21 protein-coding genes are annotated in these 24,449 nt (G+C 69.2%); 13 read left to right on the top strand and 8 right to left on the bottom strand.

The genetic code is table 11. The features are described from left to right. Positions 1–325 precede the first annotated feature (325 nt). Both AX669_RS13135 and AX669_RS00205 read left to right on the top strand, forming a co-directional pair. Positions 326–475: a hypothetical protein gene (locus AX669_RS13135; protein ID WP_156444873.1), complete on the top strand. Its 150-nt coding sequence runs from the start codon at positions 326–328 to the stop codon at positions 473–475. Between the two features lie 81 nt (positions 476–556). Next, positions 557–1,939 (top strand): MFS transporter, encoded by a 1,383-nt coding sequence (locus AX669_RS00205; protein WP_062255834.1) that lies wholly within the window; start codon positions 557–559, stop codon positions 1,937–1,939. A gap of 18 nt (positions 1,940–1,957) precedes the next feature. On the opposite strand, the gene AX669_RS00200 is transcribed toward AX669_RS00205, so the two are convergent. After that, positions 1,958–3,178 (bottom strand): MFS transporter, encoded by a 1,221-nt coding sequence (locus AX669_RS00200; protein WP_231729349.1) that lies wholly within the window; start codon positions 3,176–3,178, stop codon positions 1,958–1,960. Between the two features lie 37 nt (positions 3,179–3,215). Between AX669_RS00200 and AX669_RS12830 the strand changes: the two genes are divergently transcribed. Beyond that, the gene (locus AX669_RS12830; RefSeq protein ID WP_074046208.1) at positions 3,216–4,190 is read left to right on the top strand and encodes a DUF664 domain-containing protein; all 975 of its coding nucleotides are present in this window, start codon (positions 3,216–3,218) and stop codon (positions 4,188–4,190) included. Between the two features lie 230 nt (positions 4,191–4,420). Here AX669_RS12830 and AX669_RS00190 read toward each other — a convergent pair whose 3' ends face one another. Continuing rightward, positions 4,421–4,822 carry an SMI1/KNR4 family protein gene (locus tag AX669_RS00190; protein WP_006947443.1) on the bottom strand — a complete coding sequence of 134 codons (402 nt, stop codon included), beginning with the start codon at positions 4,820–4,822 and terminating at the stop codon, positions 4,421–4,423. Between the two features lie 221 nt (positions 4,823–5,043). Between AX669_RS00190 and AX669_RS00185 the strand changes: the two genes are divergently transcribed. Together AX669_RS00185 and fumC are read left to right on the top strand one after the other, a co-directional pair. Next, entirely contained in the window at positions 5,044–6,066 is a 1,023-nt protein-coding gene (locus AX669_RS00185) for a magnesium transporter CorA family protein (protein WP_062255830.1), read from the top strand. 141 nt (positions 6,067–6,207) lie between these two features. Next, positions 6,208–7,605: a class II fumarate hydratase gene (fumC, locus tag AX669_RS00180; RefSeq protein ID WP_062255828.1), complete on the top strand. Its 1,398-nt coding sequence runs from the start codon at positions 6,208–6,210 to the stop codon at positions 7,603–7,605. A 97-nt stretch (positions 7,606–7,702) separates the two neighbouring features. Here the strand turns inward: fumC and AX669_RS00175 are convergent, their stop codons facing one another. Further along, complete coding sequence (locus tag AX669_RS00175) at positions 7,703–8,644, bottom strand: L-lactate dehydrogenase (RefSeq protein WP_006947407.1); 942 nt, start codon at positions 8,642–8,644, stop codon at positions 7,703–7,705. Between the two features lie 264 nt (positions 8,645–8,908). Next, the gene (locus AX669_RS00170; RefSeq protein ID WP_006947431.1) at positions 8,909–9,598 is read right to left on the bottom strand and encodes an HAD family phosphatase; all 690 of its coding nucleotides are present in this window, start codon (positions 9,596–9,598) and stop codon (positions 8,909–8,911) included. 171 nt (positions 9,599–9,769) lie between these two features. On the opposite strand from AX669_RS00170, the gene panD reads away from it, so the two are divergent. Next, a complete protein-coding gene (gene panD / locus AX669_RS00165; protein ID WP_006947480.1) occupies positions 9,770–10,180 on the top strand; it encodes an aspartate 1-decarboxylase in 411 nt (136 codons plus the stop codon). Between the two features lie 211 nt (positions 10,181–10,391). On the opposite strand, the gene AX669_RS00160 is transcribed toward panD, so the two are convergent. Next, positions 10,392–11,534, bottom strand: coding sequence for a type IV toxin-antitoxin system AbiEi family antitoxin domain-containing protein (locus AX669_RS00160; protein WP_006947436.1), 1,143 nt, complete (start codon positions 11,532–11,534; stop codon positions 10,392–10,394). A 293-nt stretch (positions 11,535–11,827) separates the two neighbouring features. Continuing rightward, positions 11,828–12,553 (bottom strand): VIT family protein, encoded by a 726-nt coding sequence (locus tag AX669_RS00155; RefSeq protein WP_062255826.1) that lies wholly within the window; start codon positions 12,551–12,553, stop codon positions 11,828–11,830. A gap of 212 nt (positions 12,554–12,765) precedes the next feature. On the opposite strand from AX669_RS00155, the gene typA reads away from it, so the two are divergent. The 5 genes from typA to AX669_RS00130 all read left to right on the top strand — a co-directional run bounded on the left by typA (position 12,766) and on the right by AX669_RS00130 (position 18,304). Next, the gene (gene typA / locus AX669_RS00150) at positions 12,766–14,679 is read left to right on the top strand and encodes a translational GTPase TypA (RefSeq protein WP_062255824.1); all 1,914 of its coding nucleotides are present in this window, start codon (positions 12,766–12,768) and stop codon (positions 14,677–14,679) included. 82 nt (positions 14,680–14,761) lie between these two features. Continuing rightward, entirely contained in the window at positions 14,762–14,962 is a 201-nt protein-coding gene (locus tag AX669_RS00145) for a hypothetical protein (protein ID WP_062255822.1), read from the top strand. A gap of 70 nt (positions 14,963–15,032) precedes the next feature. Continuing rightward, positions 15,033–15,962, top strand: a complete 930-nt coding sequence (locus AX669_RS00140; RefSeq protein WP_062255821.1) for a PIG-L family deacetylase — start codon at positions 15,033–15,035, stop codon at positions 15,960–15,962. After that, on the top strand, positions 15,959–16,462 hold the full coding sequence (locus tag AX669_RS00135) for a flavin reductase family protein (RefSeq protein WP_006947412.1): 504 nt from the start codon (positions 15,959–15,961) through the stop codon (positions 16,460–16,462). Before AX669_RS00140 ends, AX669_RS00135 begins: the two co-directional genes overlap by 4 nt. 87 nt (positions 16,463–16,549) lie before the next feature. Continuing rightward, entirely contained in the window at positions 16,550–18,304 is a 1,755-nt protein-coding gene (locus tag AX669_RS00130; RefSeq protein WP_062255819.1) for a VanW family protein, read from the top strand. On the opposite strand, the gene AX669_RS00125 is transcribed toward AX669_RS00130, so the two are convergent. Next, positions 18,282–19,262 (bottom strand): alpha/beta fold hydrolase, encoded by a 981-nt coding sequence (locus AX669_RS00125; RefSeq protein ID WP_062255816.1) that lies wholly within the window; start codon positions 19,260–19,262, stop codon positions 18,282–18,284. The two genes, AX669_RS00130 and AX669_RS00125, sit on opposite strands and share 23 nt — an antisense overlap. A gap of 87 nt (positions 19,263–19,349) precedes the next feature. Between AX669_RS00125 and AX669_RS00120 the strand changes: the two genes are divergently transcribed. Then, complete coding sequence (locus AX669_RS00120) at positions 19,350–22,286, top strand: FAD-binding and (Fe-S)-binding domain-containing protein (protein ID WP_197418807.1); 2,937 nt, start codon at positions 19,350–19,352, stop codon at positions 22,284–22,286. A 135-nt stretch (positions 22,287–22,421) separates the two neighbouring features. Here the strand turns inward: AX669_RS00120 and AX669_RS00115 are convergent, their stop codons facing one another. Beyond that, positions 22,422–23,441 carry a GNAT family N-acetyltransferase gene (locus AX669_RS00115; protein WP_062255814.1) on the bottom strand — a complete coding sequence of 340 codons (1,020 nt, stop codon included), beginning with the start codon at positions 23,439–23,441 and terminating at the stop codon, positions 22,422–22,424. A 193-nt stretch (positions 23,442–23,634) separates the two neighbouring features. On the opposite strand from AX669_RS00115, the gene fdxA reads away from it, so the two are divergent. Beyond that, positions 23,635–23,958: a ferredoxin gene (gene fdxA / locus AX669_RS00110; protein WP_006947414.1), complete on the top strand. Its 324-nt coding sequence runs from the start codon at positions 23,635–23,637 to the stop codon at positions 23,956–23,958. The last annotated feature ends 491 nt before the right edge of the window (positions 23,959–24,449 follow it).

The raw sequence follows: 24,449 nt of genomic DNA, 5'->3' as shown, positions 1-24,449 counted from the left end.
CTGCGGCACCGAACGGCACCACAGAGTCGATGTCACCTATCCGTGCAGCAGTCCCCGTCGCGTCCACCCCGACACCTCACCAGGGGTGGGGCACAGTTGCGCCTTCAGCGCCACATCCTCGACCGCCAGACCCACCCGCGAATCCAACGAGGCCAGCACCAACCACGCAGCAGGGGGAGTTCACCGGGGAGGGCGGCGGCCAAGGGGATGTGATGATCGCGGCGCTCGTGCTGCTGGGGTTGGGTTGGAACGCTGGATTGCTGGCCGGCACGACGATGCTCGTCGACGCCACCTCCAGCGCCACCCGCGCCTGCACGCAGGGCACGTGCGACGTCCTCGTCTCGCTTGCCGGAGCGGGCGCGGCATCGGCGCAGGCTTCGTCGCCGGCGCCACGACCTACGCGACGCTGTGCTGCCTCACCGTCGTCGCAGCCGTTGCGCTGCTCGCGTTCGTGCCCCGCCGAAAGTCGGCGTGACGTTTTATTCATCGTCATGACACAAAGGCGTTAGGGTGAACGTCATTCCTTTCTTTCCCATGTGACGAAAAGAGCGGCGCCATGACGGTCCGTCCCACCCCACTCTCGGCTCCCGCGAGTCGAACCGAGCGGCTCGATCGGTTGCCGTTCACGGCGCGTCATCGCTCGATGCTCGTCGGTTCGGGCGTCGGCTGGGCGCTCGACGCGATGGACGTCGGGCTCATCAGCTTTCTCATGGTGGCGGTCAAGAAGGAGTGGGGGCTGACGACCGGCGACCTGTCGGTGCTCGCCTCGATCGGCTTCGTCGGCATGGCGATCGGCGCCGGTGTCGGCGGCGCCCTGGCCGACCGCATCGGGCGCCGCACCGTGTTCGCGGGCACACTCGTCGTCTACGGCCTCGCGACGGGTCTGTCGGCGCTCGCACCGAGCTTCCTCGTCCTGTGCGCCCTGCGCTTCGTCGTCGGGCTCGGCCTCGGCGCGGAACTCCCGGTGGCCTCGACCCTGGTGAGCGAATTCGCCCCGAAGCGCCTGCGTGGACGGATGGTCGTCGCCCTCGAGTCGTTCTGGGCGCTCGGGTGGCTGCTCGCGGCCGTCATCGGATTCACGATCGTGCCGCACGACAACGGGTGGCGCTGGGCGATGGCGCTCGGGCTCGTGCCCGCTCTCTACGCGATCCACGTGCGTCGTGGGTTGCCTGAGTCGGTGCGCTTCCTGGAAAGGGCCGGCCGCGACGACGACGCCGAGCGCATCGTGCGCTCGTTCGAGGCCGCGGCGGGTCCGGCGCAGCGCAGCGACGGCGCGCACCTCGACGACGCTGCCGACACCCACGCGGGCGCGCAGGGAACCACCGTCGACGGCGAGACGACCAGAACGTCAGAGCCCGCGAGCCCGTTCTCCGCGCCGTATCGAACGCGGACGGCCGCTCTGTGGGCGACGTGGTTCGGCGTCAACTTCGCCTATTACGGGGCCTTCTTGTGGATCCCGACATTCCTCGTCGCGAACGGCTTCCCGGTGGCGAAGTCGTTCGGTTTCACCCTCGTCATCACGATCGCACAGTTGCCCGGATACGCGGTGGCTGCGGTGTGCGTGGAGAAGATCGGACGCCGACCGACGCTCGCGCTCTTCCTCGCAGGTTCGACGGTGTCGGCGCTGCTGTTCGGTCAGGCCACGTCGGAGACGACGATCATGGCCGCCGGGTGCGCGCTCAGCTTCTTCAACCTCGGCGCGTGGGGTGCGCTGTACGCCATCACGCCCGAGATCTACCCGACGCTCATGCGCGCGGGCGGCGCCGGCGGCGCGACGGCGTTCGGGCGCATCGCCTCGATCGTGGCGCCGCTCGTCGTGCCTTGGGTGTTCACCCATCACGGCGAGGGCTGGACGTTCGGTGTCATCGCCGCAGCCTTCGCGGTCGCGACGCTTGCCGCGCTCGCGCTGCCCGAACGTCGGGGGCAGGCGCTCGACTGACCCGGCGGGGACGAGGCGTCAGCTCTCCTGTGGGTCGCGCAACGCCGCGGTGAACGTCAGCCCCGTCAACAGCAGGCCCGCGACGAACGGCAGGATCATCGCGCGCTGGATGCCGAAGTGGTTGCTGAGGAAGCCGATGATGCCGGGCCCGGCGAGAAACGCGGTATAGCCGAAAGCGGTGACGATGGCGAGCACGCGGCCGCCGCCGATGTGGCCGGCGATGGCGTAGATCTGCGGGGCGATCATGCCGACACCCAACCCGACGAGCAGCCAGCCGACGAGGATGAGCGGCAGCGACGACGTGGTGATGACGACGCCGAACCCGGCCACCGCGACGGGCGCGCCGAAGCGCACGACGGCGGCGCGCCCGAATCGTGCCACGAGTGAGTCGCCGAGCAGCCGGATGACGACCATCGTCGCGGACACGCAGACGAGACCGGCCGCGCCGACCCCCGGGTCGACGTGCGCGACGTCCGTGACGTGGATCGAGGCCCAGTCGATCGCGGTGCCCTCCGTGAACCCGAAGAACAAGGCCATGACGCCGAGCAGCCACGCCTGCGGCGGGATGCCGGGTCGCGGCGGTGCGTCGCCGCTCCTGGGGCTGATCGGCGCGGCGTCGTCCGTGCTGTCCTCGACATGCGGTGCCTGCGGCGTCAGAGCGAACAGTGCGGTGAGCCCCGCCCCGGCAAAGATCGCTGCCGCGACGAGGGCCCACCTCGGATCAGCCCCGTCGCCGCCCTGCAGTTTCGCCGAGCCCATGACGAGCAGGGCGCCGAGGAAACCTCCGAGCGAGAAGAACGCATGGAACCGGCTCATGATCGCCGTACCGGAGGCCCGCTCGGCGTCGACGCCGAGGGCATTCATCGCGACGTCCATGACACCGTTGCACGCGCCGATCATCACGCCGCCGACCACGAGGGTGGGGTAGTTCGGGGCGAACGCGACCACCAGCAACCCGATGGCGAGGCCGACTCCGCCGACGAGTGACGGCAGGCGCGGTGTGAACCGGTCGGAAACGCGGCCGCTCACCTGCATGGCCACGATCGCGGAGCCCCCGGCCAGCAGGAGGACGAGCCCGATCCCCGACGCGTCGGTGTGCAGGCGTTCACGGAGGCCGGGCAGCGAACCGCCCCAGGCCCCGATCATCAGGCCGTTGACGAGAAAGATGCCGAACACCGAGCGGATGAGGGCGTGGCTCTGCGCTGCGGTGAACGACGTCGTGGGAGTCGAGGTGGGCATGCGCTCCATTGTCACCGCCGCCACCTACCCTGGTCGAATGGACGACAAGGCCACGCTGAAGACGTACCTCGACTCGCTGCGTTCGGCGATCCTGTGGAAGCTCGAGGGCCTCGACGAGTGGCAGCTGCGCTGGCCGATGACGTCGACGGGGTCGAACCTGCTCGGCATCGTCAAGCACCTCGCAGCGATGGAGTACGGCTACCTCGGGCATGTCTTCGACCGCCCCGGCGAGGAGCTGCCGTGGATGGGGCAGGACGCCGAGCCCAACGCCGACCTGTGGGCGACGTCCGACGAGACCGTGGAGAGCGTCGTGCGCCTCTACCGCCGGGCCGTCGCACACGCCGACGAGACGATCGCGAGCCTCGACCTCGACGCCGCCGGCCACGTGCCGTGGTGGCCGCAGCCCGACGTCACCCTGCACCGCGTACTCGTCCACCTGAGTGTGGAGGTGGCCCGCCACGCGGGGCAGGTCGACGTCCTGCGCGAACTGCTCGACGGACGCGTCGGCATGCGTGAGGCGAACCCCAACCTGCCGTGGAGCGACGAGTTCTCCTGGGAGAGCTACGTGGAGAGGCTTCGTCAGATCGCGATCGACGCGCAGTGGCCCGGTGCCCGACCCGGTCTGTACGGGTTCGCGGGCCCGCAACGGGACGCGTTGCTCGCGCCGATCCTTCGCGGTGCCAAGACGGCGACATCATCCCTGGCAGCCGCGTATTCAGTGGACGATGAACTGCCGCGAGTCGGTGAGCGCGAGGTGCTCATCTCGTCGGCGGGGATGCCCGTCGGCGTCACCGAGACAGTCGAGGTGCGCGTCGTCCCGCTGGGAGAGGTCGACCTCGAGCACGCCGTCGACGAGGGGGAGGGGTACCGCAGCGTCGACGAATGGCGCGGGGCGCACGAGCGCTTCTGGGCCTCCGACGCGATGCGGGCCGAGCTCGGCGACCCCGACCTCGTCGTCGACGATGCGACGCCCGTCGTGCTGCAGCGCATCCGGCTCGTCGAGACGCTCTGACGGGTGTGCCGGCGCGGTGGCACTGGAGGTTCGCCGGTGTCGAGATGCCCGCCATTCCGAGGACCGCGGGCGCTCGTGGACCGAGTGGTTCGAGGCGCAGTGACGACGGAGCAGCGCCCCGCCGATGCGTCGTGATGACGCACCACGCGCCGCGCCCGGCGCCGTCATCACGCCTGACGCCCGGTTGTCATGGTCAGCGTGGGCGCGTCATAGCGCCCTGATCGCCGCCCTCAGGCGAACAGGTCGTCCTGCTCGGCGTGCTCGTTGCGAAGCGACTCGAGGAAGCCGACGAACGTGGCGCCGAGCTCGCTGAGCTCCTCGCCGCTGTCGCGCTCGACGTCGACCCAGCGCGTCGGGTGACCGGGGACGACGCCGAAGTCCCAGTCCTCGCCGCGGCCGAAGACGACGATGTCGCCGGTCTTGGTCACCGAACTCGGGTGCAGCACGCGCAGGTAGGGCCCGTCGGTGCCGTCGGCCATGTGGACGTTGCCGTTGTACGTCGCCGTCGTCAGCCAGAAGGCGCGCAGGTCGTCGGGAAAGGTAACGCCGAGCTTCTTCTCGGCGTGCGTGAGGTCGTCCTCGGTGGCGGGGGAGTCGAAACGGTCAGGGCTGAAGTACTCCGTGAAGGACATGCCGTCAGCCTAGGGCCTGCGACCCGTGAGCGGGCCGCGACGAACGACGAAGCGAGTAGCGCGATGGTCCGTGGGTGCTTCCGCCCCGTGAACCGGGCCGCGACGATCCCAGCGTCCTGTCGGCGCGATCCACAGCGTCTTGTCGGGGCGATGCGTCACAATGCGCTCATGATTCGTCCTGCTCCGCTTCGCTCGAACCCCCCGCGCGCCGGTGAGCCGTCATGATCGAGGGTCTCGATATCGCTGACGCGCGGGTGTGGCGCAGGAAAGAGACGAAGGCGCGCTCCATCGAGGCGGGTGCGCTCGCCGACGCGATGCGCGACGAGGAGAACCTCGTCTGGGTCGACCTGCTCGACCCGTCGCCGGAGCAACTGCGTCAGCTCGTCCTGCGGTTGGGCGTGAGCGGGACTGTGGTCGAGGATGCTCTCGCTCCGCACGAGCGCGCCAAGGTGACGGCTCACGCCGACCATCTGTTCTTCACCGTGTACGCCACGCAGCTCGCGACCGACACCCTCGCCGAGCACGCTGACGGGCGCAGCCACCTCAGCGTCACGCGCATCAGCGGCATCGTGCTGCCGCGGGCGCTCATCACGATCAGGGTCAGCTCGCCGCACTGCGAAGCGTTCGACATGGGTGAGGTCGTGAAGCGCTGGGATGATTCCGCCTCACTCATGACGCAGGGCAGCGGCGCGCTCGTGCACGGGTTGCTCGACTACGTCGTCGACGGCCATTTCGACACAATCCAGTCGCTCGACGACGCTCTCGAAGGCCTCGAGGAGACGTTGTTCGCGGAGCGGCGCACCGGCAGCGAGTTCGTCCGCACGACGTACGCGATCCGCAAGGATCTCGTCGCGCTGCGCCGCGCCGTCCTGCCGATGCGTGAGGTCGTCAACGCGCTCATGCGTCACCGCGGGCGCACGGGCGGGCCGCTCGACGCCTGGTACGACGACCTGTACGACCACGTGCTGCGTGCCTCGGAGTGGACCGAGTCGCTGCGTGACATGGTGAGCACCGTCTTCGAGACGAACCTGTCGCTGCAGGACGCGCGGCTCAACACGATCATGAAGAAACTCGCCGCGTGGGCCGCGATCATCTCGGTGCCGACGGCCGTGACGGGCTGGTTCGGCCAGAACGTGCCCTACCCCGGTTTCCAGGCGCATTCGGGGCTCGTCATGAGCGTCGTCGTCATCGTCGCGTTGTCGGGCGGGCTCTACGCGATCTTCCGCCACAACGACTGGTTGTGACCTCCCGCCCACCTGCGTCCAAGTGCGCCCGGGTGCATCTGGACGCAGAGGGTTACGGCTGGGCGCTGACGACGAGGGTGGCCTCGCCGCGCACCCCTCCGGGCGTTCGCGATCGTGGTGAGGCGTGCCTAAGCTGGAGGCATGGTCAAGCGCATCGAAACCGACAGCATGGGTCAGATCGAGGTCGACGAGAACGCCTACTGGGGCGCGCAGACGCAGCGCAGCATCGAGAACTTCGACATCGGCCGTGACACGTTCGTGTGGGGGCCCGTCATGGTGCGGGCACTCGGCATCCTCAAGAAGGCCGCCGCGCAGGCGAACGCCGATCTCGAGCAGCTCCCGAAGGACGTCGCGGAGCTCATCGAGAGGGCCGCGGACGACGTCATCGACGGCAAGCTGAACGATCAGTTCCCGCTCGTCGTGTTCCAGACAGGCTCGGGCACGCAGTCGAACATGAACGCCAACGAGGTCATCTCCAACCGCGCGATCGAACTCGCCGGCGGAGAGCGCGGCTCGAAGAAGCCCGTTCACCCCAACGATCACGTCAACCGCGGTCAGTCGTCGAACGACACGTTCCCGACGGCGATGCACATCGCCGTCGTCCTCGACCTCGTCGAGCGCCTCTATCCGGCCGTCACCGAGCTGCGTGACGTGCTCGACGCCAAGGCGAAGGAGTTCGACGACGTCATCTGCGTCGGGCGCACCCACCTGCAGGACGCGACGCCGATCCGTCTCGGTCAGGAGATCGGCGGCTGGGTCGCGCAGCTCGACTTCGCGCTGTCGCAGGTGCGTCAGGCCGAGCAGGCGACGCGGGCGCTCGCGATCGGTGGTACCGCCGTCGGTACGGGGCTCAACGCGCACCCCGACTTCGGCATGCTCGCCGCGCAGAAGATCTCCGAGATCACGGGCGAGAGCTTCCACCAGGCCGACAACCTGTTCGCGTCGCTGTCGGCGCACGACGAGCTCGTCGCCGTCAGCTCGTCGCTCAGGCTGCTCGGCGGGGCGCTCATGAAGATCGCGAACGACGTGCGTTGGCTCGCGTCCGGGCCGCGCAACGGCATCGGCGAACTCGTCATCCCGGAGAACGAGCCGGGCAGCTCGATCATGCCGGGCAAGGTCAACCCGACGCAGTGCGAGGCGATGACGATGGTCGCCACCCGCGTGTTCGGCAACGACGCGACGGTCGGTTTCGCCGGCTCGCAGGGCAACTTCCAGCTCAACGTGTTCAAGCCCGTCATGGCGCACGCCGTGCTGGAGAGCATCCGCCTCATCTCGGATGCGTGCCGTTCGTTCACCGCGCACTGCGCACGTGGCATCGAGCCGAACCGGGAGCGCATCGACGCCAACCTCGCCTCGAACCTCATGGTCGTGACGGCGCTCAACCGTCACATCGGCTACGACAAGGCCGCCGCCATCGCGAAAAAGGCGCACAAGGAGGGCACGACGCTGCGCGAAGCGGCGCTCGCGTCCGGTGACGTCACGGGCGAGGACTTCGACCGCTGGGTCGTGCCCGCCGACATGACGCACCCGTCCGCCTGACGAGCCCTCCCACCGGCGAAGGGGTTGTGGAGGTTCGTGCGCTCAGACGCGCAAACCTCCCCAACCCCTTTCGTCGTCTGTCGTCGTCTCGGAGCGTTCAGTCGCGTAGCCCCGTCGAGTCGACGACGCCGCTGAGTACCTTGGCGGAGTGGGCGAGGGCGTCGCGTTCGGCGTCGTTCAGGTCGAGTTCGACGACGCTCTTGACTCCGCTGCGCCCCAGCACCGTGGGCACACCGATGAACAGGTCGTCGATGCCGTACGTGCCGTGCAGCTTCGTCGAGACCGGCAGTGCGGTGTACTCGTCGCGCAGGATGGCGCGGGTGATGCGCGCGAGGGCCATGCCGATGCCGTACGACGTCGAACCCTTCGCGTCGATGATGCGGTAGGCCGCCTCACGCGTGTCGGTGAAGACACGCTCGATCTCCTCACGGCGCCCCGGCACGCTCTCGAGGTCGCGTGACAGCGGCGCGCCCGCGACGTTCGCGGACGACAGTGCGGCCACCTCGGTGTCGCCATGCTCACCGATGATCGACGCGTGCACGCTCGACGGTGCGACGTCGTACAGCTCGCCGAGCATGAAACGCAGGCGCGCCGAGTCGAGCGTCGTGCCCGAACCGATGACACGCTCGGACGGCAGACCGCTCAACTTCCAGGTGGCGTAGGCCATCACGTCGACCGGGTTGCTGGCGACGAGGAAGATGCCGTCGAAACCCGTATCCATCACGGAGCCGACGATCGAGCGGAAGATCTCGACGTTGCGCCCGACGAGGTCGAGCCGCGTCTCACCCGGGCGCTGCGCCGCACCCGCGGTGATGACGACGAGGTCGGCGTCGGCGCAGTCGTCGTATGACCCCACCGTCACGCGCGTCGGCGACGGCGCCCACACGACGCCGTGGTTGAGGTCCATCACCTCGCCCGTCACCTTCTGAGTGTTGATGTCGATGATGGACAACTCGTGGACGAGACCCTGGTTGACGAGGGCGTACGCGTACGCCACCCCGACGTCACCGGCACCGATGAGAACAACGCGATCGCTCATGACCTCAACGCTACGCCGCCGGCCCGGTCTGTTCCGTCGTGTGGAGCACCTTGCCGGTGCAGTGAACATGAACATCGAATGACAGGCGGGGAGGGCTCGTCACGTGACCGCTGGCCTCAGAGGCCCGAGCTTGGGAGTTTGGCAGCCGACCCGCGACCCCGCGGGCCTCCGGGGCCCGAGCTTGGGAGTTTCCGCCGCGTGTATTCAGGCTGTACTGCCTCGACAGGAGCCCGCGGGGGTGCGGTGCCGCGCCGCCCCGCAGGGTCAAGGTGTCGCGATCTGCACCGTAGAGTTCGTCACTGAAAAGCGAACAGCAGCAAGGGAATCGACGATTGCGTCGGCGTCCGTTGTCGCGTCGAGGTTGGCGACGTTCGTCGTCGACGTCAGCGCGAGCGTCGCGCATCCTGCGGCCTTCGCCGCGCGCAGACCGCTTGGTGCGTCCTCGACGACAAGGCATTCTTCGGCGGCGACCCCGAGACGCTCGGCAGCCACGAGGAACGGGTCGGGGTGCGGCTTGCCGTGCTCGACGTCGTCGAACGTCACGACCACGTCCGGGAGCGGGATGCCCGCGGCCTGCAGGCGCGCCAACCCAAGTTCATGCGTCGCCGACGTCACGACCGCACACCGACGGGGCAGCAGCGCCGCGACCGCGTCGACAGCTCCGGGCAGCGCGACGACCCCGTCCGTGTCTGCGAGTTCCATCGCCGTGATGCGGGCCAGCGCGACCTCCGCCTCGCCGGGGCTCAGATGCGGCGCGATCTGCGCGATGATGCCCGACGCCGGCACCCCGTGATGCTGGCCGAGCAGGTGCGGGTCGATGTCGTACTCGCGCGCCCACGCCACCCATGAGCGGATGACGGCGGGCGTCGAGTCGACGAGCGTGCCGTCGTTGTCGAACAGCACGGCCGCGAACGGGCGGCCGGCCAGGGCGGAGAGGTCACCGAGTCGAGGCATGGCTCGATCCCATCACGCCGCCACGCGACGTGCGAGTCCGTAGGCCTCCGCCTCTGGGGTGACCTGCCGAGACGTCGGTGATCGCCTGCCGCCGGGTGGCGGTCCTCCGCTTCCTGGGGGACGACGCCTCGTGGACGTACGCTTGAGGCCGTTTTCGAGGAGGAGGCCCTCATGCTGCGCACCCTGATGCGAGCCAAGATTCACCGCGCGACCGTCACGCACGCCGACCTGCACTACGTCGGCTCGTGCACCATCTCGTCCGACCTCATGGAGGCCGCCGACCTCGTCGAGGGCGAGCAGATCGACATCGTCGACGTCGACAACGGCCACCGACTCACTACCTACGTCATCGCCGGCCCTGCGGGTGAGGGGCGCATCGGCATCAACGGTGCCGCCGCTCACCTCGTCGGGGTGGGGGACACCGTCATCCTCATCGCGTACGGAATGTTCGGTCCCGACGAGGTCGCGACGCACGAGCCGCGTGTCGTGTTCGTCGACGGCGACAACCGTATCGTCGAACGCGGCACCGACCCCGCCCACGCGCCCGAGGGCTCCGGTCTCGTCGACCCGCGCGACGGCTGAAGCCCCCGCGGCCGGTGCACAGGCCCGACGCTGACGTGCGGCCGGCGGGCCGGCGGATCAGCTGCTCGACTTTTGTGCATCTGCACGAGGAATGTGCCGCACATTCCTCGTGCAGATGCACATTTCTCGTGCAGCTGGGCTCTCGTGGCGCGGTGAGGCGGGTGGCCCGCTCGTTCAACGGCGCGGCGGGTGCCCGCCCGAGGTCGCTCGTTCAGGAGGCTCGTGCCGCAAGCGCGACGGCCTCGCGCACGAGTGACCTCACGCGCTCGTGGTGGTCGAGGTCGCGGTAGAGCACGCGGACGACGTGGTAGCCGAGTCGCTGCAGGGCGACCTCGCGGAGCTTCTCGCGGCGCAGCGCTTCGCGGTCGGTGTACTTGAGCAGCCCGTCGACCTCGACGATGACGTTCGTCCCCGCCACGAGGAAGTCGGCGCGCGCCACGAACCGTCCGTGCGCGTCGTACACCTCGAACTGCGGGATGACGGTGTACCCCAACGTCGCCAGCACCCAGCGGGCCCGTGATTCCGCAGCCGACTCGGTTCGCGGATCCGCGAACCGTGCCACCGTTCGTGCCTGATGAGCGCCCGCGCGAGTTCCGAAGGCGTCCGCCGCGGCGACGAGGGCATCGGCGTCGAGGCCCAGACGGCGAGCTGCGTCGGCGACGACGAGACCGTCGGGGATGCCGTGGTGGGCCGCGATGTCGATGCCGACTTGGGCCAGGCCCTGCACGGGCCGCGCGATGCCGGCGAGGGGGACGTCGGCCGGCCCGGCGCCCCACGGCCGACGCATCGCCAGGCCGGGGCGGGTGCTGGGTCCGTACGGGCGACGGGACATCTCGACCGTGGTCGGCATGGTGAGCACCGGCAGCTGGTGGGCCAGCGCGGCCGTCACACCGGTGAGGTAGCTGCCGGGAATGGCCTCGAGCAGTGCGACCGCCCGCCGCAGGTGATCCTCACGGGCTGCCTGCCAGGGGTCGTCTGGCCCATCTGTGCGCGTGACGCCGCCGGCCATGCCGGGCGCGGGCTGTACGGCGTAGAGACCCTGACCGAGGCGGGTCAGCACACCCGCCTGCCCCCAGCGTCGCAACTGCGAATCGGTGACGCCCGCGCCCAGGGCCTGCGCCCGCGTGAAATGCCCCAGCCGTGACAGTGCGAGGAGCACGTCGGGAATCGTCACGCCGGGGGCGCTCGCGTCGGAGGCGGCCGCACCACGGGCGTTCGGTGAGGGGTCGGTATCGGGGTCGACCGGGTGGTGGACGCTCGCGGCGGTGTCGTTCGGAGTGAAGGCCCGAGCGCCCTGAGGGGCGGTGTCGGAGCGGACCGCGCCGCCGGCGCTCGCGCGGGGGATCGTCGTCATGAGCCCAGCCTGGTCGAGAATGAGGCCCGGCCGCTGAGGCCCTGTGGACAACTCGTCACATCGACGCGGACGGCGCAGCACCTCGTGTCCTGATGGAACTCCCCGCGGGGAGCCAGCCATTCACTGAACCAAACCCAGCTGCGCGAGAAATACGCATCTGCGCGAGGAATGTGCGTCACATTCCTCGCGCAGATGCGCAAAAGTCGAGCAGCTGCAGCGTCAGCCGGGCAGATGCGGACACCCGGGCAGACCCACCGGTCGTACAGGTCAGACAGCCGCTCAGGTCAGACAGCTCAGGCGACGCCCGTGCCGACGAGCGAACCGACGCCGAAGGTGATGGCCATGGCGAGTACGCCGCCACCGACGTTGCGGGCGACGGCGCGTCCGCGCTGGGCGCCACCGATGCGCGCGCTGACGAAGCCGGTGATCGCGAGCGCGATGACGACGGCGACAACCGTCACCGGCACCCTGAGCGACGGCGACGGCAGCAGGATCGCGAGCAGCGGGATGAGAGCACCGAGGGCGAACGACACGAACGATGCACCGGCGGCCGTCCACGGGTTCGCGAGGTCGTCGGGGTCGAGGTTGAGTTCGGCGTCGGCGTGCGCACGCAGCGCGTCCTTCTCGGTGAGCTGGACGGCGACCTCGCGAGCGAGGGGCTCGTCGAGACCCTTGTCGACGTAGATCTGCGTGAGTTCGGCGAGTTCCTCGTCGGGCATCGTGGCGAGCTCGAGCTTCTCCTTGGCGAGGAGCGCCTTCTCGCTGTCGAGCTGCGTCGAGACGGAGACGTACTCGCCGACGGCCATCGACAGCGCACCAGAGACGATGCCCGCGACACCCGCGATGATGATGGGGGTGCGCTCAGCCGTCGCTCCGGCGACACCCATGACGAGGCCGGCGACGGAGACGATGCCGTCGTTGGCTCCGAGAACGCCGGCGCGCAGCCAGTTGAGCTTCGCGGCATGCCCGGCATCGTGGGCCTCGCCGCTGTGGGGAGTCGTGGTCGTCATGACGCGCATCGTGCGCGATCGACGATGCGAGCGCCACGTAGGTGAGGCTTCGATGAGTCCGGTCACGTTGGCTTCGGCTCGGCCCGTACCCCGAGGGCGCGGCCTTGCGGCCGGTCGAACCATCAGGTGCGTCCATCATCCGCACCCCGAGGGCGCGGCCTTGCGGACCCTCGGATGGACCGCGTCCCCGGCAGGTCGAAAACCCTGCGACAATGGCAAGCATGGCTTTGAAGTCTCGTAACGACGTTCGCAACGTCGCCATTGTCGCCCACGTCGACCACGGCAAGACCACCCTCGTCGACAAGATGCTCTGGCAGGCCGGCGTGTTCGCCGAGCGCGCCACCGTCGAGACCACCGGAGAGCGAGTCATGGACTCCGGTGACCTCGAGCGTGAGAAGGGCATCACGATCCTCGCGAAGAACACCGCGATCCACTACGCGGGCCCCGCCGCGAAGGAGGTCGCGGGCCTCGACGACGGTGAGTTCGTCACGATCAACATCATCGACACCCCCGGTCACGCCGACTTCGGTGGTGAGGTCGAGCGCGGTCTGTCGATGGTCGACGGTGTCGTCCTGCTCGTCGACGCCTCCGAGGGTCCGCTGCCGCAGACGCGCTTCGTGCTGCGCAAGGCCCTCGACGCGAAGATGCCCGTCATCCTGTGCATCAACAAGGTCGACCGTCCCGACAGCCGCATCGCCGAGGTCATCGACGAGGTCTACGAACTGTTCATGGATCTCGACGCGGACGAGGACCAGATCGAGTTCCCGATCGTCTACGCGTCGGCGAAGAACGGCATCGCCTCGACCGTGCGTCCCGACGACGGTGGCCTGCCCGAGGGTGACTCCGTCGAGCCGCTGTTCAAGACGATCCTCGAGACGATCCCCGCCCCGACGTACGAGGAGGGCACGCCGCTGCAGGCGCACGTGACGAACCTCGACTCGGACAACTTCCTCGGCCGACTCGCGCTGCTGCGCGTGTTCAACGGTGAGATCGCCAAGAGCCAGCAGGTGACGTGGTGCAAGGCCGACGGCACGCAGCAGAAGGTGAAGATCACCGAACTGCTCATGACGGAGGGCCTTGAGCGCAAGCCGTCCGAGAAGGCCGCGGGCCCCGGCGACATCATCGCCGTCGCCGGCATCCCCGACATCACGATCGGCGAGACCCTCGCCGACGCCGAGAACCCGGAGCCGCTGCCGCTCATCACGGTCGACGAGCCCGCGATCTCGATGACGATCGGAACGAACACCTCGCCGCTCGTCGGCAAGGAGCGCGGCACGAAGGTGACCGCGCGTCTCGTCAAGGACCGCCTCGACAAGGAGCTCATCGGCAACGTGTCGCTGCGCGTCCTGCCGACCGAGCGTCCCGACGCCTGGGAGGTGCAGGGCCGCGGTGAGCTGGCGCTCGCCATCCTCGTCGAGCAGATGCGCCGCGAGGGCTTCGAGCTGACCGTCGGCAAGCCGCAGGTCGTCACGCGTGAGATCGACGGCAAGCTGTACGAGCCGTTCGAGCGCCTGACGGTCGACACACCCGAGGAGTACCTCGGCGCCATCACGCAGCTGCTCGCTGCCCGCAAGGGCCGCATGGAGCAGATGACGAACCACGGCACCGGTTGGATCCGCATGGAGTTCGTCGTCCCCGCGCGTGGCCTCATCGGCTTCCGCACCGAGTTCCTCACCGAGACGCGCGGTACGGGTATCGCGCACTCGACGTCCGAGGGTTACGAGCCGTGGGCGGGCACCATCACGACGCGCGTCGCCGGGTCGCTCGTCGCCGACCGCACGGGCCCCGTCACGTCGTACGCGATGGTCAACCTGCAGGAGCGCGGCACGCTGTTCGTCGAGCCGGGCACCGAGGTGTACGAGGGCATGATCGTCGGCGAGAACAGCCGCGCCGACGACATGGACGTCAACATCACCAAGGAGAAGAAGCTGACGAACGTTCGCGCGTCGTCCGCCGACAACTTCGAGAAGGTCATCCCGCCGCGTCAGCTCTCCCTCGAGCAGAGCCTCGAGTTCTGCCGTGAGGACGAGTGCTGCGAGGTCACCCCGACCGCCGTGCGCATCCGCAAGGTCGTGCTCAACGCCGGTGAGCGCGCGCGCACCGCGTCGCGTGTTCGTAACGCGAACAAGAGCTGACCTGATCAGCTGACGATCGACGAACGGCCGGCCACTCTCGAACGAGGGTGGCCGGCCGTTTCGCGTGCGGCAGAGTAGGGCCATGAAGAAGAACCGGGAGAGCGTCTGGATCGTTCAGCACGACGAGACGCCCCACAACACCGTCCTCGGGGTGTTCGCGACGGCCGAGGAGGCGGCAGAGTACGCCGACGCGGTGCATGTGAACGACGCCGACGGCGTCATCACCACGGAGTTTCCGATCGGGTTCCGGTTCGAGGACGGGGCGGTGCGGTACCGCCGCTGAGCCTTCGACCCCAGGCATGCAGCCACTGCGCTCTTTGCGTTTCGGCGCGTGGAGGACGAAGGTTGACCTCATGGCTCGGCTTCTCTTCGCGCATGCGCATCCTGATGACGAATCGCTGTGGACGGGTGTGACGATGGCGCATCACGTCGCGCGGGGTGACGAGGTGCACGTGCTCACCTGCACGCTGGGGGAGGAGGGCGAGGTCATCCCTGACGACCTCAAACACCTCGAACTGCCCGCCGGCTCAGCGCGTCCCGACGACGTCGCGGACGAGCTCGCTCCGGTGCGTCGCGAGGAACTGCGCCGCGCGATGACGGCGATGGGGGTGACGTCGTCGGTCGTCCTCGGTGACGACGCCTTCCGCGCCCTCGCGAACCGCCCTGAGGCGCGCACGTACCGCGATTCGGGCATGGCAGGCACGCCGTCGGCATCCCACCCCCGGGCGTTCACGGGCGCCGACATCGAGGCCGTCGCTGCCGACGTCGCCGCGTACGTCGACGCGCTCGCGCCCGACGTCGTCGTCACCTATGACGAGCAGGGCGGCTACGGCCATCCCGACCACATCCGCACGCACGAGGTGACGGTCGCCGCGCTCGCCGCATCGACCGCGCGCCCGAGGCTGTTCATCACCCTGACGCCGCAGTCGTGGGCACAGGAGGATCGCGCCTGGCTGCACGCGATGTGCTCGCCCGAGTTCCTCCACGAGACGGGCTTCGTCGTCCCCGAGCGCGACGACGCCTACCCGCCGTCCGTCGTGCCCGACGACGAGGTGACGCACGCGGTCGTCGATGACGCCGCCGTCAGCCTCCAGATCAAGGCGCTGCGCGAGCACCGCACGCAGGTCAGCGTCGCCGACGAGGTCTACGCGCTCTCCAACGACGTCGCCGCACGTCTTTCGGGACGTGAGGGGTTCACCGAGTACGACGCCCGCGCTCGCCGCCGCATCGTCGGCGCCGAGAACGCCACGCCGAGCGCGACGCGCCCGGAGCTGATCGCATGACCTCCCACCACGAACCGGTCGACCCCGACCACTACCGCAAGGCCATCGGTCGTCTCGCGACGGGCGTCAGCGTCGTGACGACGCGCGTCGGCGACATCGACCACGCCATGACGATCAACTCGTTGACGAGTGTCTCGCTCGACCCTGTTCTCATGCTCATCAGCGTCGAACGCGAGGCCCGCTTCTTCGAGGCGGTCATGGAGCGCGGCGAATGGGCGGTCTCCCTGCTCGGTGCGAGTGCGAAGCCGATCGCGTCGTGGCTCGCGACGCGCGGGCGTCCGCTGCACGGCCAGCTCGACCGCGTGCCGCACCACCGCGGTGACGCGACGGGCCTCGCCCTCGTCGACGACGCCCTCGCGGAGTTCGAGTGCCGCACGGTCTCGACCCTCGACGCGGGCGACCACACGATCGTCGTCGGTGAGGTGCTGACGCTCGCCGTCGGCGACGCTCCCGAGGACGCCCTCACGTATTACCGGGGCGCATTCGGCCGGTTGCGCTGACGCGTCGCTCGTGCCCAGATCGTCGGACGCCGCCGTTCGTGGTGCAATGGTGCGACCCGTGGCGCGGGGTTTTCGCGGGTTCGAGACATGCAGGAGGTCACCGTGGCGGACGACGAGCAGGTGCAGGCGACGCAGCCGGACGGCACGCGTCGGCGCAGGCATCTGGCCTGGTTCGGGGGCGCCGGTGTGCTCGCCGTGGCGGCGATCGGCTACGTCGGGGCCTGCTACCACTACAAGGACACGATCGCGGGCGGTACCACCGTCGCGGGCCGCAGCATCGGCGGGATGACGATGGAACAGGCCTCGCGTCAGGTCTCCGGCCTGCCGGGCCCGGGGGCGCAGCAGCAGGCCACCGTCACGGCCGACGGGCAGAAGTTCGCGTTCGAGCCGTCCAGCGCATGGAAGCCGGACGTGGCGCGCACGCTCGACGGCGTCACCGGGTTCAGCCTGTCGCCTACCCGCCTCATCCATCACATCAGCGGTGACGGCGGCGCCGTCACGCCGCGGTACACGGTCGACGAAGCGGCGCTGGCGCGTCTCGTCAAAAGCTCGGCGGGCACCTCGATCAAGGGCGCGCCCACGCAGGGCAAGGTGAAGTTCATCAACGGTGAGGTCGTCGTCGTCAAGGGCGCGCCGGGCAAGAGCGTCGACGAGAAGGCGGTCGCGAAGGACGTCGCCGAGCACTGGCCGGGCACCACGGCCTACACCACGAAGCTCGTCGACAAGCAGGCCGACGCGACGCAGGACGCCGTCACCGCGTTCGCGGCGGGCGATGCGAAGAAGGCGATGTCCGAGCCGCTGCAGGTCAAGGCCAATGGCGAGACCGTGACGATGAAACCCTCCGATGTCTCCGAGGTCATCTCCTCCGACACGGACGCGCACGGAAAGCCCTCCATCAAGGTCGACGCGGACGCACTGCTCGCCCACGTCCTCGAGCGCAGCACCGACATGCAGAACGACATCGCGACGGACGCGAAGGTCGTGTGGAAGGACGGGAAGCCGAGCGTGCAGCCGGGCAAGGCCGGCCAGCAGATCGACGCCTCGAAGGTGCAGTCGGTCGTCGCGGCAGCACTGACGGGCAACCACGTCGCGAACCTGCCCATGAAGCCGATGCAGCCGCAGGTGACCGAGAAGGACATCGACGTCTCGTCGCTGCCCACCACATCGATGGCGCACTTCGAGTCCAAGTTGCCCGGCGGCGCCGAGAACGCCGCGCGCACCCACAACATCGAGACGGCGCTCGCGACGCTCAACGGGATGGTGGTCAGACCCGGTGAGCAGTTCTCACTTTTGCGTGCCCTGGGGTACTCGTTGACGAAGGAGAAGGGCTACGTCGAGGCGGGCACGCTGCAGGGCGGCATCCACGTCGACGGCATGGGCGGCGGCGTCTCCCAGGTCTCGACGGTGCTCTACAACACGGCGTTCTTCGCGGGCGTGCAGCTCGACGAGCACACCCCGCACGACGTCTACATCGATCGCTACCCGATGGGTCGTGAGGCAACCCTGTGGAACCCCGGCGTCGACAACACGTGGACGAACGACACCGGCCACCTCATCCTCATCAAGGCGGGCACGAGCGGCGACAAGGTCGTCATGGACTTCTACGGCACACGCCAGTACGACGTGTCGACGAAGACGGGGCCGAAGACCGACGTGGTGCAGCCGAAGCAACGCACCGTGAAGGACGTCAAGGGATGCGAGAACTCCGTCGGAAACGGCACGCCAGGCTTCCAGGTCGACGTGTGGCGCACCCTCAAGAAGGGCTCGAACGTGGTGCGCACCGACAAGATCCACACGAAGTACCAACCCGACGACATCATCACCTGCGTCGGCTCGTCGTGATGTCGGCGCGCCGGTCTCTAAGGCCGGCGTGCTCGATGACGAGGTCGGCGACGTCGCCGGCGTGCGAGCGCACGGCCCAGTGCCCGGCGTCGAGACGCCGCACGCGGGACGTCGCGGCGTAGGCCGCGCCGTACGTGGCGATGGGTTCGCGGACGTAGCGGTCCTTCGTCGGCACGACGATCTGAGTCGGCACGTCGGTGCGACGTGGCCCGGAGGTCGCGTCCGCGCTGGAGCCGTGCCGGCGCAGCCCCATGTTGGCGCGGTACAGCTCGAGGCCATCGAGCATGTCGCGGCGCTCGCGCTCGGCACCGTCGCCGCGCTGCAGCAGCCGGCCGAACGCGCCGCTGCGGATGACGAGTTCCGGAAGCAGCGGGGTCTGGAAGAACGCGATGTACGTCGACGACGCGGCCTGCTGCGCGAGGAACAGGAGATCGTGGGTCGAACCACGGGCCATCGCGTGCATCCAGCGCGACGCATGATCGAGACATGGGCCCGAGATCGTCGTGAAGCTGCTCACACAGGAGGCCGCACCGTCGTCCGTCACGGCCTGCCAGGCCTGGATCGAACCCCAGTCGTGGGCGAGCAGATGAACCTCATGCCCGTTCTCGGCTGCTGCGGTGACGGCCCGATCGACGTCGCGGCGCAACTTGTCGAGGGCGTAGCCGACGCGTGACGGCGGCGCGTCGGAACGGCCCGACCCACGGGTGTCGTAGGTGAGGACGTCGGCGCGGGGGATGAGGTGCGGGATCATCGCGTCCCAGACCCGCTGGTCGTCAGGGTAGCCGTGCACCGCGATGACGACGGGACGCTTCGGCGTGCGGCCGGTCGGCATGCCTTCGTCAGACGAGTCGCCAGCCGACGAGACGGCGAGTCGGTGCCACGTCGCGGCGAGCGTCAGGCCGTCATCGGTGGTCAGGGAGATCTGTTCGACAGTAGCTTCGTGCGTCGCGGTCGTCATGACGCCACTGTGCCGTACGAACCCGGGGCCTGTCTTGATCTACGACGCTGCCCGACGCGCCCAGGGGCGGCGCGGCACAATGAACGCGTGAGTACGCCGAGCATCCCGTTCACGCCCGCCGCCGACGTCACGGCGCATGCCGCCACGATCGACGTCGGGCGCATCGCGCACGAGCTGCGTCATCACGAGGTCACCGACGTCCTCGTCAGCGGTGTCGAGCGTGCCGCGTACTCGAGCGACGCGAGCCTGTACCGCGTGCTGCCGCGCGCGATCGTGCGTCCGCGCCACACCGATGACGTGCTCGAGACCCTCGCCGTCGCGCGCAGTCTGGGCGTGCCGATCACCGCACGCGGCGCGGGCACGTCATGCGCCGGCAACGCCGTCGGGCCCGGCATCGTCATGGATTTCAGCACGCACATGAACAAGGTGCTCGACCTCGACGTCGCGAACCGGCGCGCCGTCGTCGAACCCGGCGCGGTGCATCAGAGCCTGCAGCGCGCGGTACTGCCGCACGGGGTGCGCTTCGGGCCGGACCCGTCGTCGCACACGCGATGCACGATCGGCGGGATGATCGGCAACAACGCGTGCGGGTCGCGGGCGTTCGCGTATGGCAAGACGAGCGACAACCTGCTCTCGCTCGAGATGGCGACGGCCGGGGGCGAGCTCGTGCGCCTCGATCACGGGGCGTCGCGCGACGCGCTGACCGCCGCGCACCCCTCCCTTGGGCGCCTCGACGACCTCGTCGGCGCGAACCTCGCGACGATCCGGCAGGAGTTCGGGCGCTTCGATCGTCAGGTCTCCGGCTACGCGATGGAGACGCTGCTGCCGGAACGCGGGTTCGACGTCACACGCTTCATGGCCGGCACCGAGGGCACGCTCGGGGTGCTGACGGAGGCCACTGTCGGGCTCGTGACGGAACCGGCGTTCCGCATCCTCGTCGTCCTCGGCTACGACGACATGCCGGCCGCCGGTGACGCCGCGCCGCTCGTGCGTCAGTTCACGCCGACGGCGTGCGAGGGCATCGACCGGCGGCTCGTCGACGTCCTCATCGCGCGGCGCGGCGCGCAGGCCGTCCCGGCGCTGCCGAAGGGGTCGGGGTGGCTGCTCGTCGAGATCGCCGGCGACGATCGCGACGAGGTGCTCGCGCGCGCCGAGGCGTGTCTCGTCGGCTGCGGGGCGATCGACGGGCGCGTCGTGCTCGACGCCGCGGAGACGAGTGCGCTGTGGAAGGTGCGTGAGGACGGCGCCGGCCTTGCGGGGCGCTCGCCGAAGGACCTGCCCGCGTGGCCCGGCTGGGAGGACGCCGCCGTCCCGCCCGAAAAGCTTGGCGCGTACCTGCGTGACTTCGACGCGTTGCTCGACACCTACGACCTCTCCGGGTTGCCGTATGGCCACTTCGGCGACGGGTGCCTGCACATCCGCATCGACTTTCCGCTCAGCGCGCCGGGCGGCACGCAGGTGCTGCACGAATTCCTCGACGGGTCGGCGCAGCTCGTGGCGCGCTACGGCGGGTCGATGTCCGGTGAGCACGGCGACGGGCGCGCCCGCAGCGAGTACCTCAGCTCGATGTACTCGCCGCAGGCGCTCGCGTTGTTCGCCGGCGTCAAGGAGATCTTCGACCCGACGAACCTGCTCAACCCGGGCGTCCTCGTCGATCCCGCGCCGGCGGCGGCCGACGTCCGCATGGCGCACGTACCGCCACTGACGAAGGACCTCGCACTCGCGTACGCGCATGACGGCGGCGACTTCGCGCGCGCCGTCCACCGCTGCACCGGCATCGGCAAGTGCCGCGCGAGCACGATCGGGACGACGAACGTCATGTGCCCGAGCTACGCGGCGACCGGTGACGAGAAGGACTCGACGCGCGGACGCGCGCGGCTGCTGCAGGAGATGGTGCAGGGCGGGCTCTCCGGCGGTTTCGTCAACGACGGTTGGCGCTCGCCGGAGGTGCACGAGGCGCTCGATCTGTGCCTGTCGTGCAAGGGCTGCACATCGGACTGCCCGACGGGTATCGACATGCCCGCGTTCAAGTCGGAGGTGTTGCATCAGACGTACAAGGGGCGCGTGCGTCCGCGCTCGCACTACGCGTTGGGGCAGCTTCCGCGCTGGGTTCGGTTGGGACACAAGGCGTCCGGCGTGTTCAACCTGGCGCTCGCGGTGACGGGCAAGGTGCCGGTGCTCAAGAAGCTCGCCGGCGTCGATCCGCGACGCTCGGTGCCGTCGTTGGCGCGTGAGTCGTTCCGTGACTGGTGCCGCACGAACGATGTCGGGTTCTTCGAGGACGCCGACCGTCGTGGCGTGGTGCCGGACAACGCCGTCGTCATCATGGTCGACACGTTCACCGACCACTTCTCGCCCGAGGTCGGTCAGGCCGCGGTTCGTGTGCTGCGGCGCGCAGGCTGGGAACCGTTCGTCGTCGAACGCGCCGGCTGCTGCGGTCTGACGTGGATCTCCACGGGCCAGCTCGACGGGGCGAAGAAGCAACTGCGCGGGTTGATCGGTGACCTCGCGCCCGTCGTGCGTCGTCACGTGCCCGTCATCGGGCTCGAACCGTCGTGCACGGCCGTGCTGCGCGGTGACGCCGCCGAGCTACTGCCCGGCGACGAGGACGCCGCGCTGGTGGCGCGCTCGACGTCGACGCTCGCGGAGTTCCTCGCCGGTGACGACCGGTGGACGGCGCCCGACCTGTCCGGTGGCGACGTGGTCGCGCAGCCGCACTGCCACCATCACGGGGTGATGGGCTGGTCGCCCGATGCCGCGCTGTTGCGCGACGCCGGCGCCAACTTGCAGCAACTCGGCGGATGCTGCGGCCTCGCAGGCAACTTCGGCGTCGAGCAGGGGCACTACGAGGTGAGCGTCAAGGTCGCCGAACAACAGCTGCTGCCGGCGATGGACGCCAAGCCCGACGCTGCGCTGCTCGCCGATGGGTTCTCGTGCCGCACCCAGATCGCCGACCTCACCGAACGTCGCGGTATCCACCTCGCGCAGTTGCTCGACGACGCTCAAGGTGGTCAGGGCGTCTGAGCCCTGAGTGCGGGCAGGGGGGTCAACGGCGTCTCTCGAGGCATCGCCCTGCCTGCGCGCGTGGATCTCTGACCGGATTCGCGTCGTGCGCGACGCGAATCCGGGCGATGATCGCGGAGGTCGGTGCCTCGGTGGTCAGTTCGGCTGGAGGTAGACGTACCTGTGGTGCGTCGTGAAGCCGAGCGATTCGTACAGAGCGATGGCCGGTGCGTTGTCGGCGGCGACCTGCAGGTACATCGACGCCTCGTCGGCGCGCAGCGCTTCGTCGGCGCAGGCGCGCAGGAGTTGTCGTGCGAGGCCCTGACGGCGGACGTCGGGGCGGGTGGCGAGGGCGAACACTCCGGCCCATCCCGGCGACAGCGCCAGGCGAGCGTGGGCGACGGCTCCCGAGGGCGCGCCCGCCGCACCGGAGGTGATGCCGTCCGTGTCAACGGGCGGCGTGAGCGCGAGGAAGACCTGCTTCTCGGAGCCTTCCAGGACGCGCCGGGCGTCACTCTCGTGCGTGCGGGCCCGGTCATCGGCGAGCGACCACCACGCGTCGTCGAGGGCGGGGGAGACGTTCGTGCGCCTCGAGCTGGTCGACGTGCGCCGCGCAGCCGCAGCGACGTCGGCGCTCGCGGCCGTCATGACACGTACCGGGCGGAGCGCCTCCCAGCCGAGAGTGGTGGCCTTCTGGACGAGGGGGTCGTCGTCGGCCGAGAAGCCGGGTGAGAGAGGCACCTGGATCAGGGGCGGCAGCGCTCGAGCGTCATACCAGCGTCGAACGGTGGCAAGCGCGTCGGCCGTCGACGGGCCGGGTTCGCCGAGGACGAGAGCCGAGTTGGCACGCCCGGTGTAACCGCCGGCAGCGCGCAGCATCCAGCGTCCGAACCACTCACGTTCGTGGGGCGGCCAGCCGTCCGTCATGAGCTCTTCGAGATCCTCGACGGAGACCGCGCGATGCGGCGCGCCACGCCGGCCGGGGCGTGGGCCGAGCGCCTTCGCCGTCACGATGTGCGTGATGGCGACGCGCACCTCGCCGCGCCGGGTGTCGACGACGACATGGCCAACGTCGACGGAGCGGACGGTGCCGACGATGTCCGTCAGGGTCGCGTTCGCGTCGAGCGTGCCTGCGGCGGCGGCGATCTCGCCGGCTGTCAGCCGCCGGCGAATCATGACCCGTGCGCCCTCTCGCAGGGTGGAAGCAAGGGTGGGCTTGTTTTCGGCGGAGTCGCGCACATCGGCATACTAGGAGGCAACCATCCGAACATCGCACCGTGACGCTCGGATACCAAGAACGTTCGCTGTCCGCATCTCGCCTCTGCACGGGTCGGCCGGCGGGCGCAACGCGACCACCGAGGAGCTACCCGTGACGTACGTCATCGCCCAGCCCTGTGTCGATGTCAAGGACAAGGCCTGCATCGAAGAGTGCCCCGTCGACTGCATCTACGAGGGTGAGCGTTCGCTCTACATCCACCCCGACGAGTGCGTCGACTGCGGCGCGTGCGAGCCGGTGTGCCCCGTCGAGGCCATCTACTACGAGGACGACACGCCCGAGGAGTGGGCCGACTACTACAAGGCCAACGTCGAGTTCTTCGACGACCTCGGCTCGCCCGGTGGCGCCGCGAAGATGGGCGTCATCAAGAAGGATCACCCGATCATCGCCGTCCTGCCCCCGCAGAACCAGGACTGACGACCAGGGCTGGTGGCCAGGGCTGACGGTGAGGCCTGACGAGGACCGGCAGGCCGACGTCTGTGCCCCAAAGGTGCTGGGCGCTTGCGTGCCTGCACGCGAACCTCGCTCGCGCCAATAGAATCCTGCCCTTTCGAACCCCGCGCCAATCGAACCCCCGCGCGAGCTGCTGACGGCTCGTGCGGGGGTTCGTCGTGTCCCGCACCCATCTGTGATCTACGTCTACATCTGCGAATCCCGTCCACCTTCGCGATCTACGTCCCCTCCGGCGATTCCTGTCCACATTGGCGATTGTCGTCCACATTTACGTCGTCGGCGCAGCACGTGGGTCGACCGCGAAGGTGGACGAAAATCGCAACAGTGGACGAAGATCGCAGCGGGGGAGGTGGTTCGCAGAGGTGGACGGAAATCGCGAATGGTGAGGAAGATCGCAGGAGTGCGGAAGCTGTCAACCTGATTGGAGTCACGTGGGGTTGAGTTGGGTGATTTCG

Origin of the sequence: Dermacoccus sp. CCH2-D9 (assembly GCF_001556795.1) — a bacterium.
Classification (GTDB): Bacteria; Actinomycetota; Actinomycetes; order Actinomycetales; family Dermatophilaceae; genus Dermacoccus; species Dermacoccus nishinomiyaensis.
Note: the sequence above shows the minus strand (reverse complement) of the source record. Positions and strands in the feature narration are given on the sequence as shown.

Coding starts and splice junctions, on each gene's coding strand:
- typA (WP_062255824.1), top strand. CDS start 12,766: ATGGCTTTGAAGTCTCGTAACGACGTTCGCAACGTCGCCATTGTCGCC.
- AX669_RS00145 (WP_062255822.1), top strand. CDS start 14,762: ATGAAGAAGAACCGGGAGAGCGTCTGGATCGTTCAGCACGACGAGACG.
- AX669_RS00170 (WP_006947431.1), bottom strand. CDS start 9,598: ATGCCTCGACTCGGTGACCTCTCCGCCCTGGCCGGCCGCCCGTTCGCG.
- fumC (WP_062255828.1), top strand. CDS start 6,208: ATGGTCAAGCGCATCGAAACCGACAGCATGGGTCAGATCGAGGTCGAC.
- AX669_RS00190 (WP_006947443.1), bottom strand. CDS start 4,822: ATGTCCTTCACGGAGTACTTCAGCCCTGACCGTTTCGACTCCCCCGCC.
- AX669_RS00125 (WP_062255816.1), bottom strand. CDS start 19,262: ATGACGACCGCGACGCACGAAGCTACTGTCGAACAGATCTCCCTGACC.
- AX669_RS00140 (WP_062255821.1), top strand. CDS start 15,033: ATGGCTCGGCTTCTCTTCGCGCATGCGCATCCTGATGACGAATCGCTG.
- AX669_RS00200 (WP_231729349.1), bottom strand. CDS start 3,178: ATGCCCACCTCGACTCCCACGACGTCGTTCACCGCAGCGCAGAGCCAC.
- AX669_RS00175 (WP_006947407.1), bottom strand. CDS start 8,644: ATGAGCGATCGCGTTGTTCTCATCGGTGCCGGTGACGTCGGGGTGGCG.
- AX669_RS00185 (WP_062255830.1), top strand. CDS start 5,044: ATGATCGAGGGTCTCGATATCGCTGACGCGCGGGTGTGGCGCAGGAAA.
- panD (WP_006947480.1), top strand. CDS start 9,770: ATGCTGCGCACCCTGATGCGAGCCAAGATTCACCGCGCGACCGTCACG.
- AX669_RS00160 (WP_006947436.1), bottom strand. CDS start 11,534: ATGACGACGATCCCCCGCGCGAGCGCCGGCGGCGCGGTCCGCTCCGAC.
- AX669_RS00115 (WP_062255814.1), bottom strand. CDS start 23,441: ATGATTCGCCGGCGGCTGACAGCCGGCGAGATCGCCGCCGCCGCAGGC.
- AX669_RS00205 (WP_062255834.1), top strand. CDS start 557: ATGACGGTCCGTCCCACCCCACTCTCGGCTCCCGCGAGTCGAACCGAG.
- AX669_RS00135 (WP_006947412.1), top strand. CDS start 15,959: ATGACCTCCCACCACGAACCGGTCGACCCCGACCACTACCGCAAGGCC.
- AX669_RS00130 (WP_062255819.1), top strand. CDS start 16,550: ATGCAGGAGGTCACCGTGGCGGACGACGAGCAGGTGCAGGCGACGCAG.
- AX669_RS00155 (WP_062255826.1), bottom strand. CDS start 12,553: ATGCGCGTCATGACGACCACGACTCCCCACAGCGGCGAGGCCCACGAT.
- AX669_RS12830 (WP_074046208.1), top strand. CDS start 3,216: ATGGACGACAAGGCCACGCTGAAGACGTACCTCGACTCGCTGCGTTCG.